Source organism: Pseudomonas versuta, assembly GCF_001294575.1.
In the GTDB taxonomy this organism is placed as follows: Bacteria; Pseudomonadota; Gammaproteobacteria; order Pseudomonadales; family Pseudomonadaceae; genus Aquipseudomonas; species Aquipseudomonas versuta.
This window is the reverse complement of sequence record NZ_CP012676.1, coordinates 1,524,173-1,541,687: the sequence shown is the minus strand read 5'-3', so window position 1 is coordinate 1,541,687 and position 17,515 is coordinate 1,524,173. Positions and strand designations below refer to the sequence as shown.

Annotated in this window: 12 protein-coding genes; 5 read left to right on the top strand and 7 right to left on the bottom strand. The window is 60.3% G+C overall.

What is annotated here, in order from left to right; all coding sequences use genetic code 11:
• The first annotated feature begins 77 nt into the window (after positions 1–77).
• Both AOC04_RS06915 and AOC04_RS06910 read left to right on the top strand, forming a co-directional pair.
• Positions 78–1,136, top strand: a complete 1,059-nt coding sequence (locus tag AOC04_RS06915) for an aromatic ring-hydroxylating oxygenase subunit alpha (protein WP_060691824.1) — start codon at positions 78–80, stop codon at positions 1,134–1,136.
• Positions 1,137–1,194: 58 nt separating this feature from the next.
• The gene (locus tag AOC04_RS06910; RefSeq protein WP_060691822.1) at positions 1,195–2,145 is read left to right on the top strand and encodes a PDR/VanB family oxidoreductase; all 951 of its coding nucleotides are present in this window, start codon (positions 1,195–1,197) and stop codon (positions 2,143–2,145) included.
• A gap of 2 nt (positions 2,146–2,147) precedes the next feature.
• Here the strand turns inward: AOC04_RS06910 and AOC04_RS06905 are convergent, their stop codons facing one another.
• From AOC04_RS06905 to AOC04_RS06895, 3 genes are all read right to left on the bottom strand, one after another.
• A complete protein-coding gene (locus AOC04_RS06905; protein WP_060691819.1) occupies positions 2,148–2,861 on the bottom strand; it encodes a GntR family transcriptional regulator in 714 nt (237 codons plus the stop codon).
• A gap of 132 nt (positions 2,862–2,993) precedes the next feature.
• Positions 2,994–4,220, bottom strand: a complete 1,227-nt coding sequence (locus tag AOC04_RS06900) for an OprD family porin (RefSeq protein ID WP_060691817.1) — start codon at positions 4,218–4,220, stop codon at positions 2,994–2,996.
• Positions 4,221–4,378: 158 nt separating this feature from the next.
• Positions 4,379–5,710, bottom strand: coding sequence for an MFS transporter (locus AOC04_RS06895; RefSeq protein ID WP_060691815.1), 1,332 nt, complete (start codon positions 5,708–5,710; stop codon positions 4,379–4,381).
• A 597-nt stretch (positions 5,711–6,307) separates the two neighbouring features.
• Between AOC04_RS06895 and AOC04_RS06890 the strand changes: the two genes are divergently transcribed.
• Positions 6,308–7,549 carry an MFS transporter gene (locus tag AOC04_RS06890; RefSeq protein ID WP_060691812.1) on the top strand — a complete coding sequence of 414 codons (1,242 nt, stop codon included), beginning with the start codon at positions 6,308–6,310 and terminating at the stop codon, positions 7,547–7,549.
• Here AOC04_RS06890 and AOC04_RS06885 read toward each other — a convergent pair.
• From AOC04_RS06885 to AOC04_RS06870, 4 genes are read right to left on the bottom strand one after another with little or no spacing between them, the layout of a single operon-like run.
• Positions 7,467–8,336, bottom strand: a complete 870-nt coding sequence (locus AOC04_RS06885) for a sugar phosphate isomerase/epimerase family protein (protein ID WP_060691810.1) — start codon at positions 8,334–8,336, stop codon at positions 7,467–7,469. The genes AOC04_RS06890 and AOC04_RS06885 overlap by 83 nt on opposite strands.
• Position 8,337: 1 nt before the next feature.
• Positions 8,338–9,579: an NAD(P)/FAD-dependent oxidoreductase gene (locus AOC04_RS06880; protein WP_060691807.1), complete on the bottom strand. Its 1,242-nt coding sequence runs from the start codon at positions 9,577–9,579 to the stop codon at positions 8,338–8,340.
• A gap of 17 nt (positions 9,580–9,596) precedes the next feature.
• Complete coding sequence (locus AOC04_RS06875) at positions 9,597–9,917, bottom strand: MocE family 2Fe-2S type ferredoxin (RefSeq protein WP_060691805.1); 321 nt, start codon at positions 9,915–9,917, stop codon at positions 9,597–9,599.
• 29 nt (positions 9,918–9,946) lie between these two features.
• On the bottom strand, positions 9,947–11,026 hold the full coding sequence (locus AOC04_RS06870) for a fatty acid desaturase family protein (protein WP_060691803.1): 1,080 nt from the start codon (positions 11,024–11,026) through the stop codon (positions 9,947–9,949).
• A 153-nt stretch (positions 11,027–11,179) separates the two neighbouring features.
• Between AOC04_RS06870 and AOC04_RS06865 the strand changes: the two genes are divergently transcribed.
• Both AOC04_RS06865 and AOC04_RS06860 read left to right on the top strand, forming a co-directional pair.
• Entirely contained in the window at positions 11,180–12,223 is a 1,044-nt protein-coding gene (locus tag AOC04_RS06865; protein ID WP_060691801.1) for a LacI family DNA-binding transcriptional regulator, read from the top strand.
• A gap of 173 nt (positions 12,224–12,396) precedes the next feature.
• Positions 12,397–17,484 carry an RHS repeat domain-containing protein gene (locus AOC04_RS06860; RefSeq protein WP_060691799.1) on the top strand — a complete coding sequence of 1,696 codons (5,088 nt, stop codon included), beginning with the start codon at positions 12,397–12,399 and terminating at the stop codon, positions 17,482–17,484.
• Positions 17,485–17,515: the final 31 nt, after the last annotated feature.

Here is a 17,515-nt window from a genome sequence, read left to right as displayed (position 1 = left end):
AACAACATTGACCAGACAGGCCGGCGTGATTCTTAATGGATCCATAAAAGCAATAACACCTGATCTGGAGATTGGTCATGTACCCAAAAAACACCTGGTACGTCGCGTGCACCCCCGATGAAATTGCCGACAAACCCCTGGGCCGGCAAATTTGTGGTGAAAAAATCGTCTTCTATCGCGCCGCAGAAAACCGGGTTGCCGCGGTCGAGGACTTTTGCCCCCATCGCGGCGCTCCGCTGTCATTGGGGTATGTCGATAACGGCAATCTGGTCTGCGGCTATCACGGCCTGGTCATGGGCTGCGACGGCAAGACCGTCGAGATGCCCGGGCAACGGGTTCGCGGTTTTCCGTGCAACAAAACCTACGCCGCGGTCGAGCGCTATGGCTTTGTCTGGGTCTGGCCCGGCGATCAGGACCTGGCCGACCCCGCACTGATCCATCATCTGGAATGGGCTGTTAGCGATGAATGGGCCTACGGCGGCGGGCTGTTTCATATCCATTGCGATTATCGCCTGATGATCGACAACCTGATGGACCTGACCCACGAGACCTACGTTCACGCCTCCAGCATCGGCCAGAAAGAAATCGACGAAGTTGCCCCGACCACCACCGTCGAAGGTCATGAGGTGGTCACTGCGCGGCACATGGAAAACATCATGCCTCCACCCTTCTGGCGCATGGCCTTGCGCGGCAATGACCTGGCTGACGACGTACCCGTGGACCGCTGGCAGATTTGCCGCTTTTCACCGCCCAGCCATGTACTGATTGAAGTGGGCGTGGCCCACGCGGGCAAAGGCGGCTATCACGCAGCCCCCGAGTTCAAGGCGTCGAGCATCGTGGTCGACTTCATCACCCCCGAAACCGAAACCTCGATCTGGTACTTCTGGGGCATGGCGCGCAACTTCAACCCCCGGGACCAGACCCTCACCGATACGATCCGCGAAGGTCAGGGGCAGATTTTCAGCGAAGACCTGGAAATGCTCGAGCGCCAGCAACAAAACCTGCTGGACCATCCACACCGCGCCCTGCTCAAACTCAATATCGACTCGGGCGGTGTGCAGTCACGCCGGGTACTGGAGCGCATCATCGCCAGCGAACGCTCCCCCGAACCACAACTGATCGCCAGCGCACAGTAAACACCCGCGCTCGGCACTCGCTGGCGTGCCAGCCCCCTCATAAGAACAAGGAACCGGCATGATTGATGTGGTGGTGATTTCACGCAAAAACGAAGCACAAGACATCTGCAGCTATGAGCTGGCCAGTGTCGATGACAGCGCCCTGCCCGGGTTCAGCGCCGGCGCGCATATTGATGTGCATCTGCCCGGCGGGCTGATCCGCCAGTACTCCCTTTGCAACCATCCCGACGAGCGCCATCGCTATGTGATCGGCGTGCTCAAGGACCCGGCTTCACGGGGCGGTTCGCAACGCCTGCACGAACAGATCAAGCCCGGCGATCGCCTGCGCATCAGCGAGCCGCGCAATCTGTTCGCGCTGACCCGCGATGCCCGCCGCAGCCTGCTGTTCGCCGGCGGGATCGGGATTACCCCGATTCTGTGCATGGCCGAGCGCCTGGCCCATAGCGGTGCAGATTTCGAACTGCATTACTGCGCCCGCTCCAGTGCTCGCGCCGCCTTTGTTGAGCGCCTGCGCAATTCGCCTTTTGCAGACCGGGTGTTTCTGCACTTCGACGAACAGGCCGAAACCGCTCTGAACGCCGCCCAGGTACTGGCCGACCCGCAGCACGACACTCACCTCTATGTATGCGGCCCGGGGGGCTTCATGCAGCACATTCTGGACAGCGCCCGGGCCCAGGGCTGGGAGGAAGCGGCGCTGCACCGCGAGTATTTCGCCGCAGCCCCCATGGACAGCAGCAACGACGGCAGTTTTTCCGTCAAGCTGGGCAGCAGCGGCCAGGTCTTCGAGATTCCGGCCGACAAAACCGTGGTCCAGGTCCTGGAAAGCCATGGCATCGACATCCCCATGTCTTGCGAACAGGGCGTCTGCGGAACTTGCCTGACCCGCGTACTTGAGGGCGTGCCGGATCACCGCGACATGTTCCTCACCGAGCAGGAGCAAGCCTGCAACGATCAGTTCACTCCCTGCTGCTCACGCTCGAAATCGCCGCTGCTGGTGCTGGATCTCTAAACTCAGTCCGGGCGGTGAATCACTTTCATCCGCTCACTGGCCACTGCCGAGCCAAAGATTTCGGCGTAACGCAAGGTCGCGTTGGCGTGCTCGCGCATGATGGCTTCGGCGCGGGCACCCTGGCCACTGACCAGGGCATCGAACACCGAATGATGCTGCATGTGCGCGTAGTTGAAGCGCCGGTACTCGCGCACCATGTCCTTGCGATCGACCGCCAGCGCGGTCACCGAAGCAAACGGCAAGTGATCATTGCGCGCCAGCGCATCGGCAATCGCCGGGTTATGGCTACCCTCGACAATCACCTGATGAAAACGCATGTTGAGATCGTGATAGATCTCGAGATCGTCTTCGGTCACAAAGCCCTTTTCAAACAGCTCATCGCCTTGCATCAGGCACAGTTCGAGGACCTTGCACCCTTCGGCCGACAGCCCGCGCTCGGCGGTCTGGCGTGCCGCCAACCCTTCCAGCACACCGCGCACCTCGACCGCACCGGCAATATCATCGGCACTCACCGAGCGCACCTGAAAGCCGCGACCGCCAAAACGCACCAGCAAGCCTTCCTGCTCCAGGGTGCGAAATGCCATGCGCACCGGCATCCGGGACACACCGAACAATTCAGCGGTAGGAATTTCCATCAGGCGTTCGCCTGCGGCCAGTTCGCCTGAGGCAATCATTTTGCGCAGTGCGATCAGCACTAATTGACCGGGCTTGCTCATCCAGACAACTTCCAGAAAACAGGGGCGGCCATAGTAACAGGCACACCCAAAAACCCGTAGGAGCGAGCTTGCTCGCGAGCTTTGCGTGATGAAGAGCTCGCGAGCAAGCTCGCTCCTACGGGCCTGTCGAGGTTATATCGACAATGGGTAACTCACGATCACCCGGGTCTGGTCAAAGTCGCTGTTGAAGCTGCGCCGGTTGGTGGCGTTATTGATGCGCAGGCCGAGGTTTTTCAGGGCACCGCTCTGAAAGGTGTAACTGACCTCGGTATCACGCTCCCACTCCTTGCCGTTGGTGCCCTGCCTGGTGGTAGCGTTGTCACCATGACCATAACGGACCATGGCCATCAACCCCGGCACTCCCAGTGCGGCAAAGTTGTAGTCATAGCGCGCCTGCCAGGAACGTTCATCGGCGTTACTGAAGTTACCGTTGAACATATCGTTGCCCAGGGTACGCCCACTGCTGCCGTACACCGACATCCAGCCGGTGTCGCCACTCACCCGCTGCAACCCCAGGTACACGGTATGGCCGCCGGTTGCTGCCGAAAACAGGCCATAGGCCGTGTGGCTGCTGACCTTGCCGATGCGGGCACTGCCATCGTCCTTGTCAATGAAGTAACCAAGATTGGCCCCCAGCACCCAGTCGCCCACCGGTTGTTTGTGCAGCAGATTGACATAGCTTTGCTGGTAGATATCTTCCAGCTGCGAATGCCACAGCCCCACCTGGGTGCGCTGCTGATTGAAACGGTACTCGGCACCCGCGTAATTGAAGCGGTCGGAGGTGACGCCCGGCGCAGCCCAGGCCGATAGGTCCTGCATATCCGAAGAGTTGCGCAAGCTGACGGATCTGTACTGACCCGCCTGCAACCCCAGCCCTTCGATCTCTTTGGAAACCAGCATGGCACCGCTGAAAGTCTGCGGCAGCAAGCGACCATCGTCGTAACGCAACACTGGAACATCCGGCAGCAGCTCACCGAGCTTCAACTCTGTCGCGGAAAAACGCGCCTTCGCCGCCACACCGGCACGGCCGAAATTGTCAGCGGCGCGACCGTCATCATGTACCGGCAGCAATTCCGAACCGCTGGCCAGCCGGCTGCTGTCCAGCTTGACCCCGAACATGGCTATCCCCTCCAGACCAAAGCCCACCGGCCCCGGGGTGTAGCCCGAGTTGAACTTGAGAATAAAACCCTGCGCCCACTCATCCACCTTGCTTTTAGTGGCGCCCGGATCACGGAAGTCACGGTTGAAATAGTAATTGCGCAGCAGCAAATCGGTGGTGGCCCCTTCAAAAAAACCCTCTTGCTGCGCCAGCGCCGAGGTGCAAAAGGTCAACGAAAGCAAGCCTGTGATCATCTTCATTATTATTGTTCTCCGATTATCGGGCGCAGCCGCTCCCCGCAGCTGATACAGCCCGCCCGTTTTTATTGTTATTTAAAACTGTAGGAGCGAGTTTGCCTCGCGAGCCGTGTGCGATTTAAAAGCTCGCGAGCAAGCTCGCTTCTACAGATGAAACAGGATCAAGCCGACGCCAGCACCGGCTGCGTCTGCACGGTCGAAGGCTTGAGCAGCAACAGGCAGCCCGCGGCGAGCACAAATACGATGGCAAACACCCCGTACAAGTGCAGCGGCTGCCAGCCGGCATCCAGCAAAAACCCGGCAGCGACTGGCGACACAATGGCGCCGATACGGCCAATCCCGATGCCCCAGCCCACCCCCGTCGCCCGCACGGAGGCGTCATACACCACCGGCGACAGTGCATAGAGGCCGGCAACACAGCCGTTGGAAAACAACCCGATCAGCAAGCCCAGCCCCAGGGCAGCCATCACCGAAGACGCCGAGCCGACAAACAGCACCAGCAAACCGGCGGTAATCAGCATGAATAGCGACAGCACCCGGGCCAGCGGCCAGCGCGATGACAAGCCGCCAATCAATGCCGCACCGAAGATCCCGCCAACACTCAGCAGTACGCCCCCGGTAATCCCCTGTTGCGCGGAAAGCCCGGCAGACACCAGCAACTTGGGGGTCCAGCTCATCACAAAGTAGAAGCCGAACATCACCAGGAAGAACAACAGCCAGATCACCAGCGTGGTGCGGCGCATTGCAGGCCCCAGCAGAGCACCAAGGGCATTACGGCTGCCGGACGCGCTTGCGACCACCGGCGGCATTTGACTCAGGACGGGCTGCCCCAAACGCCGGGCCAGACGGTTGATGCGTTGCAAAGCGGTGACCGGACGGCGCGCCAGCAGAAAATCCAGCGACTCGGGCAGCCACAACAGCACCAGCGGAATCACTGCAAAGGTGACGAGCCCGCCGAATACAAACACCGAACGCCAGCCCCAACGGGTCAGCAACCAGACCGCCAGCAAGCCGCCCAGCGTTGCCCCAAGGGCATAGCCGGTGGACTGCAGACTGACTGCCAGGCCGCGCCAGCGCTTGCTTGCATATTCACTGGCAATCACGTTGCTGCTCGCCAGAATCCCGCCAATCCCAAGCCCCGTGAGTCCACGCAACAAAGCCAGTTGCACCGGGCTCTGACTCATGGCTGAAAGCAGCATGCCGGTGCCCGAGATCACCAGACACAACAGGATCAAAGGCCGACGACCGATGCGGTCAGCCCAGGGCGCGATAAACAAGGAACCTGCGGCCATACCGAACAAACCGGCACTGAGCAGCAAACCGATCTGCGCACCGTTGAGTGCCCACTCGGCCGATACCGAAGCCGCCGTGAACGCCATCACCAGCACGTCAAACCCGTCAATCATGTTCAACACAATGCAAATTCCGATCGCCAGCAACTGAAAGCGACTCATCGGACCGTTATCCACGGCGGCTTTCAGATCCATAGACATGGCTGTGCCTCCGTGTCGCTAAAGACCGGGACCACGAAAAAAACGGTAGTGCACACCGACGTAAAGTCAGCAGAACTCAGGCAGTTCTGCGCCCTGGATAAGCCATTCATGACGAGACCCTTTTTTGTAGTTTTTATGGGGGACGTTCAGGAGGGGATCCTGCCATCACCTTGCGCTAGTCAACCCGTTAATGGATCCACAGGCAATATGAGGCGACCGTGTATGGACTGAATTTACTTCAAAAAAATGGCCTTTACTGAAAACATAAATCAATATTTATTATACTTTTCAACAGGTTAAACAAAGCCAAAATCCTCACGATTAGCGTGCGATTATCGACCAATCTCCTTATATTCGGGGCAAAGGGCGATATCGCCAGGTTTTCAGGCCGACATCCCGGCCAATTGGATCCACTAAACCTGAACCACTGGTTAGATCGCAGCCGAAAAAGGTGGTGTCAGAGGTGAAGAAATCCGCTTTGTTTAGAGCTTGGCGATGTCAGGATCCAAAGGTTTGCAACCTGACTTCGCGCTGCTGTCTGCTATTAAGGTTCGACGCTTACGTACAACAAAAACCGAACCCCAAGGATCACCCTGAATGCCATCCACTGCATCTGCTGCTCCGCCGCCAACCCATGGTGTGTTCGGCCTCTTCTGCCTGGGCAGTTACTTACTGTCGGTGTCTTACGGCACCACGTTTTTATTGGCCATGGTGCTCAGCGCCCACGGCGGCAGCGAGTCCGATGCCGGCACGATCATTTCGCTGGCCATGCTCAGTACCTTTGGCGCGGTGATTTTTTCCGGGCATCTGACCGATCTGTTCGGTGCACCAAAGGCGATTGCCGCTGGCGCCGTGTTGCTGGCGGCAGCGTGCCTGGGCTTCGCAACGGTTCCGGCCTATGGCGTTGCGGTGCTGGTATCCGGCTTGCTGCTGGGCTTTGGCTGGGGGGTGTTTTACACCCTGGGGCCGATCATCGTGGCGATGATGATTGAGCCTGCGCGCCGGGTTAAATACTTCGCCCTGCTGTCTGGCAGCATGATGAGCGGCATCGGTAGCGGCCCCCTGACAGGACGCGCGGCTCAGGCACTGGGGTATCCAGTGGAATCGGCCTTTGTAGTGGCTACCGTTGCCAGCCTGCTGGGCGGCCTGGTGTTTGTGCTGATCGGCCCGAAAATCAAACGCCAGAGCGCCGCCGTCGGCCCCGTCAGTGTGTGCAAAATCACCCTGCCGGCCGCCCGCCTGGTGCTGCGCTCAAAGGCTGTATTCGCGATTGTCATGGTCGGCCTGGGCGGTGCCATCTTCGGCGGGCTGTCGAGTTTTCAAACGTCTTACGCCAGCCTCAATCATCTGGATTACTCGCTGTTCTTCCTCGGGTTCATGGGCGCAGCCATCGCGTGCCGGCTGTTGATCGCAGGCTTTATCGTCAAGCGCGACCCCTACGTGATGGCCTCCATTCTGACGGCCATGATCGTAGCCGCGGTGTTGATGTTCATGTTCTGCGTCAGTTCGGCCAGCACTTACTTGCTAGCCGCGATGACCCTGGGTGTCGGATACGGCCTGACCTACTCGGTGATCAATGGCCTGGCCGCCAACGAGGCACCCGCCGGGCACACGGCGCAATCACTGGTGCTGTTCAGCCTGGCTTATTTTGTCGGGGTCTTCGGCTTTCCATGGCTGGCCGGGCACGTGATCGTCGACTACGGCATCCCTGCACTGCTGTCGATCATTCTGATGATTGCCCTGTGCAACTGGTCGATTACCCTCGGTCGGTTGCTGTGGCGACGCCTTGCTCTGAACGAGCGCGGCAGCCCTGCCAAACCTCGCGCATCAGCGTCTTGAGCATCAGGGCTTCAGCCCAGCGATCACTGATATCGCGCCCGTCCGCCCCGGTAATGGCATAGGGCGGCGGGCCCAGCTCACAGGTAAAGGACAGGCTCTGCGGCGTGTCCTTGCGGGCCAGCCAGTCCTCTATGCCGTACTGCCACCAGCCCAAAAAGCGCTGCAACCAGGGCTGATGCTGGGCAAAGCTGATGGGGACCTGCACCTGTTCGCTACAGGCGACACGGCCGTGAAAGCCCCAACTATTACGCAAAATGGTGTGGATCATGGCGTCGTCTTCGGCGCTGGCCTGCACCGGCAGTTCACGCCCCACCACGTAGTGGGACAAGTCCGCCAGCAGCTTGAGATCCGGCATTTCGGCCAGCAGATCGAGGGTAAAGAACAGATCGTTGGTCAGGCGATAACGATGGGTTTCCAGCAGTACGGGAAAGTCCACCTGCTCGGCCAGCCGCTGCCAGCCTTCGGCCAGTTTGACTGCCTGCGACAGGCTGCGCGGGCGCACATCGGCCTGTAGCGTCAGGTGATGGCAACCGTATTGAGTGGCCACGTCGAGTGCTGCCGCCAGATCATCCACCGAACGCGGAAATACCTGACCTTCGATCTGTAACCCCCGGTCTCTGGCTGCCTGGTGCAGGCGCGCAGCAGGCTGTGGCAGCCAAAAGTGATCGGTGACGCCATCAAACCCGGCGGCCACTATTTTATCCAGCTGGGCTTCCAGAGGCTGGTCGGTTTGACCGTTGTGGTCCTGCATGGCCCAGAGAGACTGAAACACCAGAAATTCACGCATATCAGTTCCTCAACAGTTGTTTGAGCGACATATTGGCGTCCATCAGCCCAGGCACCAGCAGCACTGTGCGGCTGGCGATCAGGCGTTCGCAGAGTTTGATGTCCCGGGCCATGCTGGTGCCCTGGCCCCAGCTGCAGGCACCTTGCAAATGTTGCTCGGCATCGAGGTAAAACATCAGAAATCCGCCGTCTGCTGTCACTCGCAGGGCAGAAGGTTCGGCGCTGCTGATCTGGCCACAGGTTTGCAAACCCCAGTCATAGTGATCGGACCAGAACCCCGGAATGCTGTCGAAGGGCAGTTCGGCGCCCAGCAGATTGAGAGCCGCGTGATGGCCCTGATGTTCGGCATTGCGCCAGGTTTCCTGACGCTGGTACGGACCTTGCGCGTGCAAACGGAATTCACACACATCACCCGCCGCAAAAATGTCCGGCGCACTGGTCTGCAACCGGGCATCGACCCGGATGCCCTGCCCCACCTCCAGCCCGGCAGCCCTGGCCAGTTCGACGTTGGGTTGCATGCCGATGCCCACTACCAGCAGATCACAGGGCAAGCGCTGGCCGTCGACCAATTGCACGGCCTCGGCACGCTCGCTACCCAGCACCGCTTCAATGACCACGTTCAGGCGCACGTCAACACCCCGGGCCCGATGCAGGTCCAGCAATACGCCGGACAAGCGCTCGGGCAGCACCCGCCCGGCCAGGCGCGGCCCCGCTTCAAGCAGGGTCACATTGCAGCCCAGGGCCCGAGCCGTGGCAGCCACTTCCAGGCCAATAAAGCCGCCGCCGACAATCACCACCCGGGCGCCGGGGTGCAAGCCGCCGCGCAGGGCCAGGGCTTCATCGTGGGTGCGCAAATACAACACATTGCTCATATGCTCCGGAACATTGGGCAGGCGCCGTGCCCGGCCGCCGGTTGCCAGCAACAACCGCCCATAGGGCAACCAGCTGCCATCGGCCAGTTGTAGCCGGTGCTGTTGCGGCGCCAGAGACTGCACCGGCCTGGCGGTCCAGTGCTCGATTTCCAGCTCATCCAGCCGGGTGCTGTCGCACAGGCTACACCCCGCCAGATCGGTGGTGCCTTGCAGCAACCCCTTGGACAGTGGTGGCCGTTCATAAGGTGCATGGGCTTCGTCGCCGATCAGGATCAGCCGCCCGCCGTATCCCTCGCTGCGCAAGGTCAGGGCCGCACGCCCGCCGGCATGCCCGGCACCGATAATCACCAGTGGAGCGTTGGCTGTATTCATGGTCTGGCTCCCCGCTCTCAAGCCGGTACGGCAAGAAACAAACGACCGGCCTCGACCCGCACCGGATAGGTCTTGAGGTTGACGCAGACAGGAGCACCCAGCGCCTTGCCCGAACGGTAATCAAAACGCCCGTTATGCTTGGGGCACTCGATGACGTGGTCCATCACCAGCCCGTCGGCCAGGTGGATGGACTCGTGGGTGCACAGGCCGGCAGTGGCGAAAAACTCGCTCTCGGCCGACCGGTACACGGCATAGGTGTGCGGGCCATGGTCAAAGCGCATCACATCTTCTTCATCTATATCGTCCACGGCGCAGACGTCGATCCATTGCTCGCTCATGATCTTCTCTCTTGTCGTTGTGGTTGCGATCAGCCGGTCACGGCCTGGCTTTGAGGTGCAGCATCAGCGCGTGGCCCTGTGGGGCGACGAATGAAATAACCCGGGTCTTTGCGCTGGCGCAGGATGGCCGGAATGATTTCCTTGAAAGCGCCAAGCAGATCGGGATACGGCGGCGGGCAGTCGTGGCGGATTTCCTCATGCAACTGCGCCAGTGCGTGGTAAGGCACCATCGGGTACATGTGATGCTCGAGGTGATAGTTCATGTTCATGTAGATAAAGCGCAGCAGCGGGTTCATGTAAATAGTGCGGCAGTTGCTGCGGTGATCCAGCGAGTCCTCGGCCAGCCCCACATGCTGCGACAGCCCGAACAGGTAGGACAGCCACGCGCCATACAGGCTCGGCAGGCCGATAAACATCAATGGCAACCAACTGTGCTGATACAGCGCCAGGCCGATCACCAGTGCGTAAATCACCAGCCAGATCCGCGCTGTACGCACCACCCCCGGCCATTCGGATTCAGGAATATAGGTCTTCTCTTCATCATCCATCTGCCCGGCTGCATGGCGAAATACCGAGCGCAGAGTATTGAACCCATGGGGCAGGTTGAACAGGCTCAGGGCCATACGTACCAGACTTGGCGGACGCGGCTCGACGATTTCCGGATCGCGCCCCACGACGATGGTGTCAGTGTGATGACGGGTATGGCTCCAGCGCCTGACATGGGGCTCGAACAGGCACATGAAGCTCGCTACCTGATACACCGCGTCGTTCATCCAGCGGGTTTTGAATGCCGTGCCATGGCCCATTTCATGCCAGCGCGCATTGGAGGCAGTGCCATACAGCACCCCATAGGCCATAAAGAATGGAACGCAGGCCCAGGAGCCCCAGAACCAGTAGCCGCCAAACCCGGTCACCAGCAAAGCCAGCACCCACAATGCAGTGTCGCGCAGGGCCGGGCCGTCGCGGCGCTGCATCAGCTCCTTGAGGCGTTTACGGGAAATCGGGCATTGATACCAACTGGCCGAGACCAGGCCTTTGTCGGCGGCCCGCGCAGCTTCAGGGCCGGTCAATCGATAGTCGCGGCGTTCGGTTGAACTGGATTGAGACATGGAAGGTTCTCCGCAGGCTTGTTTATTGTTCTGGGGAAAATATAAGCAGCCATGCCATGGCCCTCAATGCCTTGAATAGATTCCCTTTCAAGCTATCATCGAGCCCCAGTGCAGCTTGATAGTTTTCTATCAAGGCCTCCTTCAGGGCTGATCATGAACAACAATAAACGCCCGACTATCGCCACTGTCGCCGCCCATGCGGGGCTGAGTGTGGCCACCGTAGACCGGGTGCTCAACGCCCGGGCGCCGGTCAATCCGGACACTGCCGAACAGGTGTTCCAGGCCGCCGAAGCGGTCGGCTATTTCGCCGCCCGCCTGATTGGCCAGCGCATCCGCGAGCGGCGCCCCGCTTATCGCTTCGGCATTCTGTTGCTGGGCACCGCCCAAGCGTTCTACGGCAACCTGGCAGCTGCCATTACCGAGGCCGCCCGGCGCCAGCTCGAGGCCAACCTGAGCTGCCACTTCGAGTACATAGTCGACCGCAGCCCGGCCGCCATCGTGGCGCAAATCGAGCACATGGCCGTGCAATACGATGGCCTGGCGGTGGTCAGCTTCACCCACCCGCAGATCAATGCCTGCCTTGCCCAGATCCGCGAAGCCGGCGTGCCGGTCATTGCGCTGCTGTCCGACATTCATGAGCAAGGGCACGAGGCCTACGTCGGCGTCGACAATCACAAGGTGGGGCGCACTATGGGCTGGTTGCTGGCGCACACCTGCAGCGCACGCAAGGGCAGCATCGGCGTGATGCTGGGCGGGCACCGGTTCCAGGGGCACCAGGCGCGGATCGATGGCTTGCGCAGCTACCTTACGGAACACGCACCTGGGCTCAAACTGCTCGATCCACTGATTAACATGGACAACGATGACGTGACCGAAGAAGCAGCACTCGATCTGCTGGCCCGGCATGCCGATTTACGCGGCCTGTGCGTGGTGGGTGGCGGTGGCGACGGCATTATCCGCGCGCTGGCACAACTGCCCGGGCGCCCGGGTCTGTGCAGCATCCTGCCGGAATCCACCGAACTGTCGCATCAGGCGCTGAAACAGGGGTTGATCAGCCTGGTGGTAGACTCCCAGCCGAAGCTGATTGCGGCGGCGCTGATGGACTTGCTGGTAGAACTGCAAACCGCGCCGCAGTTTGATCCGTTGCGTCACCGCATCCATGTGCCGTTGCAGATCGTCACCAGCGAGAACCTGTGACGCGCCCATCGCGAGCAACCAAAGTGCGACATCCATATAGCTTTGCAGCTGTGCCTTAGCGGTATTCATGCAGCTTTTTGTCACGAAGACACCTACAGCCCTTGCTCATTGTTTCTCATAAGTCAGCGCTTCTATTTTGCCACTCCTTTTCAGAGAACCAAGGAGTGGCAAACATGATTGACCCATCTGAGCACATCCCCGACCTCCAATCCGCCGCCAGCCTGTTCAGCAGCGGCGACGTATATTCCGGGGCCTATAACTTCATGAGCAGCATCAGTGCCGGGGTCGACCCACGCACCGGTTCATTCTCGGCCTTGGTGAGCCTGCCCACCGGCGCCGCCAACGATCTGCGCGGGCCGATCAGCCAGCTGCGTCTGGGTTACAGCCCCTTGATGACCGAGGATCAGGGTTTTGGCCTGGGCTGGATGCTCGGCACCACGTCCTGGGACGGCGCCAGTCAGCAGTTGCAGCTCAATTCCGGCGAGCGTTTTCGCGGCGAGATTGTTGGCCAGGGCATGCGCTTCCCGGACGTTCGCTTGCCGGTGGTGACGGTTACGGTTCAGCGCCAGGAGATGTGGGTGCGGCATAACGACGGCACCTGTGAGCGCCTGATTCCATTGGCCGGGCATCCGAGCCTGTGGGTGGTCAGCACCCTGGTGGGAGCCGATGGCAGTGCCCTGAGTTTTGACTGGCGCTCGATCGGCAACGCGGCTTATTTGCAGCAAGTCAGCGATGCCCAGGGCCGTACACTGGTGGCACTTGCCTACGAAGGCCAGCTTACCCATCTGACTCTGCAACCCGACACTCCCTCACAGATGGTGATGACTTTTCAGCGCATCTCCGGGCAGTTGCGCCGGGTGACGGTGGACGGATTGCCCAATAACGGCTGGCAGTTTGACTACAGCACCGCGAGCTCGGGCTTGTTGTTGCTGAGCAAATGCACCCAGCCCACCGGCAGTACCGAGGAAGTGACCTACAGCGAGGCCAACGGCCTGGCGTTGCCGCCGGGCGCGCCGTTCCCACGGATGCCGGTGGTCAGTCAGACCCGCAAGGATCCGGGTGACGGCCAGCCGGTGCAGCTGGTTCGTTATGACTACGGCCTTTATGGCTCCAACAATTACTTCGGCTGGCCGGCGGTGCGCCAGTGGCGCAACCGTGAGGACAATCTCTATCACCTGACAGGGGGTGGCGATTTCCTTTATGGCTCTACCGAAACTCTGATGGATGCCCGGGGTACTGTTTTGCAAACGGTATCCCGCACCTTTAACCGTTTCCATCTGCTGACCCGCGAACGCACGTTACAGGGCCAGACCTTGCAGGAAACCGAGACCACCTATTACGACGAGCCCTGGCTGCCCATTGCCCGGCAACTGCCTTACTTCCAGTTCCCGCACAAGGTGATTACCCGCAAGGCGCGGCTGGATGGGCAGCGGGTGCTGCGTGAACTGAGCACTGAAGAAGAAACCCGTTACGACGACTTGGGCAACCCGGTGTGGCACCGCAATGCATTGGGTGGCATTGAAGCGTCGGAGTATTACCCGGTCAGTGGTGAGACCGACAACTGCCCGGCCGATCCGTTGGGCAGGATTACCCGTCTGAAAAGTCGCACAGTGAGTCCGCCACCCGGCACCGAGGGTCCGGTGAAGCAGACTCAATATCGCTATCAATCATTGCCAGTACGTCAGGATGCGCCCGAGTTTGCACTGCCGACCTTTATCCAGAGCAGCGAGGAGAAACTGTTGCTGGTGGAGGGCGAAAAACGTACCGAGCTGGGCCGTTCCAGCCAGACCTTTATCGTCGATCCAGCATCGCCCCACCACGGTCGCATGCTCAGTGAAACTCAGACCGTGCAGGGTAAAAGCACCACCCGCTCCTACAGCTACCAGCTCAACCAAGCCCGCAATGCACGGTCGCTTGAGCGTACGGTGTTGCAGGAAAACGTGACCATCACCGGGCACGACGGTCATGAGTCCAGCTCCCAATCCTCGCAAGATCTGTACTCGGGTTTGATGGTCACCGAGCAGACCGATGAGCAAATGCGCATCGCCTTTGCCCACGATGCCCTGGGCCGTGTAGTACAAGAGGTCGCCGCCCCGGATTCGGCGTTCGAGGCCGAGGTCAATTGGGCCTATTCGTTGTCAGCGAACGAACGCTGCCAGACCCGAATCGGCGCTTCCGGGCGTAAGGAAACGGTCTGGCTGGATGGTATGGGTCGGGAAGTACGACGTGAGAAACAGTCCGACAGCGGTCAGACCTATACCGCCTGGACCGGCGAATATGACGTGTTGGGCCGGGTATTTCGTGAGACCAGCTACGACCCCGGTAACGAAGACACTCCAGCCCTGAGCCTGACCACCGAACGCACCTTTGACGACTGGGGCAATGTGCTGACGGAAACCGGGGCTGATGGGGTGACGCAACACACTCAAGCCGACCCTGTGGCACTGACCGGCACCCGTTGGCAGACCGACGCCAATGGCGTGGACGGGGCCAAAACCGTGACGACCCACACCCTCGATGGCAAGCCGCTGACCGAGCAGTTGTACAGCGCCGACGGCGTGCTGCAGCATGAGCTGAGCTGGAGCTATGACGGGCTTGGACGTTGCATCAGCCAGTCCGATGCCATGGGCCGGGAGACGCGTCAGGAGTGGGATGCCCGCGATCGGCTGGTGTCGACCACGCTGCCCGACGGCAGTGTGATCAAGCGCACCTACGCCGAAGGCCATGACGGTGAATTACCGGCCACGGTGTCGATCACTCACCCCTCTTTGGGCAGTAACGAAGTAGTACTGGGCGAGCGTAAATACGATGGTCTTGGCCGACTGCTGTGGGAAAAGGTCGGCCAGAGTGTTTCTGAATGGCAATACGCCGAAGGACAAATCCACGCCCATACCCAGACGCTTCCCGACGGCACGCAGGTCCAGACCGAACGCCAGCCGGAACTGGGCGGTGCGATGCTGTCACTAGAAGCCCCCGGCATCAGCGTGTTCAACAAGTACGATCCTCTGAGTGGCCGGTTGCTGGAAGCCCAAGGCAACCTGGGCATGCAAAAAGATCACTGGTCGCCGTCGGGTTTGCTGACCCAAGCCGATTACGCCTGGCACGGTGATCAACCTCGTTCACAACAGCAAACCACCACACCAGCGGGCAAGGTCACACGGCTGACCGATGCCGACGGCGCAGAGCAGCGCTGCCAGTACGATGCCTTGGGTCGCTTGAGCCAGCAGCAAGGTGCCGATGTCACCATCAGCGTGACCTACGATGCGGCGTCGCGGATTCACCAGCAGCGCACCCAATCAAAAGACGGCTCGCGGGACATGACCGTGACCCTGGGCTACGACAGCCTTGGCCGTCCGGCCCGTCGTGAAACTGCTACCCGTACGCCCACCCGACAGTCTCTTGAAATCCAGACCCAGCAATGGCGCAAGGACGGCAAGCTGATCCAGCGCGAATTGACCCGTGACGGTGTTCTGGTACGTCGTGAAACCTTCGACTACGACATCCGTGGCCGCATGATTTCCCATCGCCTTACAGGCCCATCGCTTCCCGAAGACGCCCACGGCAAAACCTACCGCGAGCAGCACTTCGAATACGATGCGCTGGATAATGTGCGCCGTTTGGAAACGGTATTGGCCGACGCCAGCGCAAACAATGTCACCCTGTTTGGCTACAACCCTGCCGACCTCACGCAACTGCTCAGCGTGCGCCACAGCCGCGCCGATTACCCGGCACCGGTGACCCTGGAGTACGACGCCCTCGGCAATCTCAAACGCGACGAACGCGGTAATCCACTGCACTACGACGCCCTCGGCCGACTGATCGGGGTAACCCTGCCTACAGGCGAGCGTCGTTGGCACTACGGCCCCGGTGGCAACATCATCAAGACCGAGGATGCTCGCGGGCCGCGCTGGCGTTACCACACCGGCGGCCAGCTCAGCTGCGAGACGGGTGAAGACACTCAAACCCGCTGGGTCCGTGCCGGAAATGTTCCAGTGGCCGAAAGCCGGCTGGCTTCGGCAGTGCGTGAAGTCATGCTGCTGGGCACCGATGCCCAGGGCTCGGTGACCACTGAAGCCCAGGACGGGATCAACCACCCGGTCTATGGCGCCTATGGTTCAAGCGTGGCCGGGACCAGCCGACTGGGCTATGCCGGGAGCCTGCGCGAGGACGTCACCGGCTGGTATTTCCTGGGCGACTACCGCATCTACAACCCGGCGCTGATGCGTTTTCACAGCCGCGACAGCCTCAGCCCCTTCGGTGAAGGCGGCCTTAATGGCTACGTCTACTGCGCCGGCGACCCGGTGAACCGCATCGACCCGTCGGGCCATTCATGGCTGGACTGGTTGCTGCCAGCGGTAGGGATTGCGTTCGGGGTGATGGGCGCGGTGGCCTCATTCGGTGCCCTGGCGGCTCCCGCTGCGGCGTTGACCGCCAGTTACATCACCGCAGTGACCACCGCGACCTTAAGCGTCGTGTCACTGGCCGCAGACGTGGCCTCGATAGCCTTGCTGGCCACCGGCAATGAAAGCGCGGGTCGGATTCTGGGTTTTGTGGGCATGGCCACAGGTCTGGCGTCGGCGGCGCCGTCAATCGCCGGGGCGGCGGCCAAGGGAGTGAAAAAAGTAGGCAAGTTTGTCGGTGGCTGGCAGCACAAGTTGCAGCATGCGGGAGGGCGACCGGGGCGCACACGCAATCCTTTAAGCCTACAAATACAAGCATCACGCGCTACCGATCATGTTGAACTTTGGCAGGCGACTCGAGCAATGAACCCTGATGGCCCCATGAGAAATGTTATTGGCGCGATCAATCGCCACGCCGTCGTTGATTCACGTACGTTTAATGCCGCCAGAAGCTATGCAGCATCCAATCCCACGCCATTACGATTACCTGCCAATAATGTCCCTTCAGTAACCGTGCCGAGGAACGCAATAGACCCACAGCCCATTCCGTTTTTTGCCAATAATCCGGATTATGTGAACGAGGTCCGACTGATTGCCTCAAATCATCACCCGACTTACCTCCCTTCCAGTTTAAACGCAGCGGGGATTGATGCTAATTCGTTGATGATCACGTCACCCGAGGTCATGGCCGGATCCTACAATGGGAGTGCCTGGAATATGGCGTGGAACACGCCAGAGCTGATGAGCATGCCTCATCCATATACCTACACGACGTGGGATCGTAGTTGGTTGCAAGGGCTCAGCTCCGCAAATAACAACACTTGGTTTAATAACTTCATGATCGAATTCCGCCAGATGTAGCCTCTGTTGGGCCAAGTTATGCTTGGCCCGA

What these genes read in the sequence shown, in the direction of transcription:
- AOC04_RS06880 (WP_060691807.1), bottom strand. Translation starts at nt 9,579, where the DNA reads ATGAATACAGCCAACGCTCCACTGGTGATTATCGGTGCCGGGCATGCC.
- AOC04_RS06870 (WP_060691803.1), bottom strand. Translation starts at nt 11,026, where the DNA reads ATGTCTCAATCCAGTTCAACCGAACGCCGCGACTATCGATTGACCGGC.
- AOC04_RS06905 (WP_060691819.1), bottom strand. Translation starts at nt 2,861, where the DNA reads ATGAGCAAGCCCGGTCAATTAGTGCTGATCGCACTGCGCAAAATGATT.
- AOC04_RS06875 (WP_060691805.1), bottom strand. Translation starts at nt 9,917, where the DNA reads ATGAGCGAGCAATGGATCGACGTCTGCGCCGTGGACGATATAGATGAA.
- AOC04_RS06865 (WP_060691801.1), top strand. Translation starts at nt 11,180, where the DNA reads ATGAACAACAATAAACGCCCGACTATCGCCACTGTCGCCGCCCATGCG.
- AOC04_RS06895 (WP_060691815.1), bottom strand. Translation starts at nt 5,710, where the DNA reads ATGTCTATGGATCTGAAAGCCGCCGTGGATAACGGTCCGATGAGTCGC.
- AOC04_RS06910 (WP_060691822.1), top strand. Translation starts at nt 1,195, where the DNA reads ATGATTGATGTGGTGGTGATTTCACGCAAAAACGAAGCACAAGACATC.
- AOC04_RS06915 (WP_060691824.1), top strand. Translation starts at nt 78, where the DNA reads ATGTACCCAAAAAACACCTGGTACGTCGCGTGCACCCCCGATGAAATT.
- AOC04_RS06860 (WP_060691799.1), top strand. Translation starts at nt 12,397, where the DNA reads ATGATTGACCCATCTGAGCACATCCCCGACCTCCAATCCGCCGCCAGC.
- AOC04_RS06890 (WP_060691812.1), top strand. Translation starts at nt 6,308, where the DNA reads ATGCCATCCACTGCATCTGCTGCTCCGCCGCCAACCCATGGTGTGTTC.
- AOC04_RS06885 (WP_060691810.1), bottom strand. Translation starts at nt 8,336, where the DNA reads ATGCGTGAATTTCTGGTGTTTCAGTCTCTCTGGGCCATGCAGGACCAC.
- AOC04_RS06900 (WP_060691817.1), bottom strand. Translation starts at nt 4,220, where the DNA reads ATGAAGATGATCACAGGCTTGCTTTCGTTGACCTTTTGCACCTCGGCG.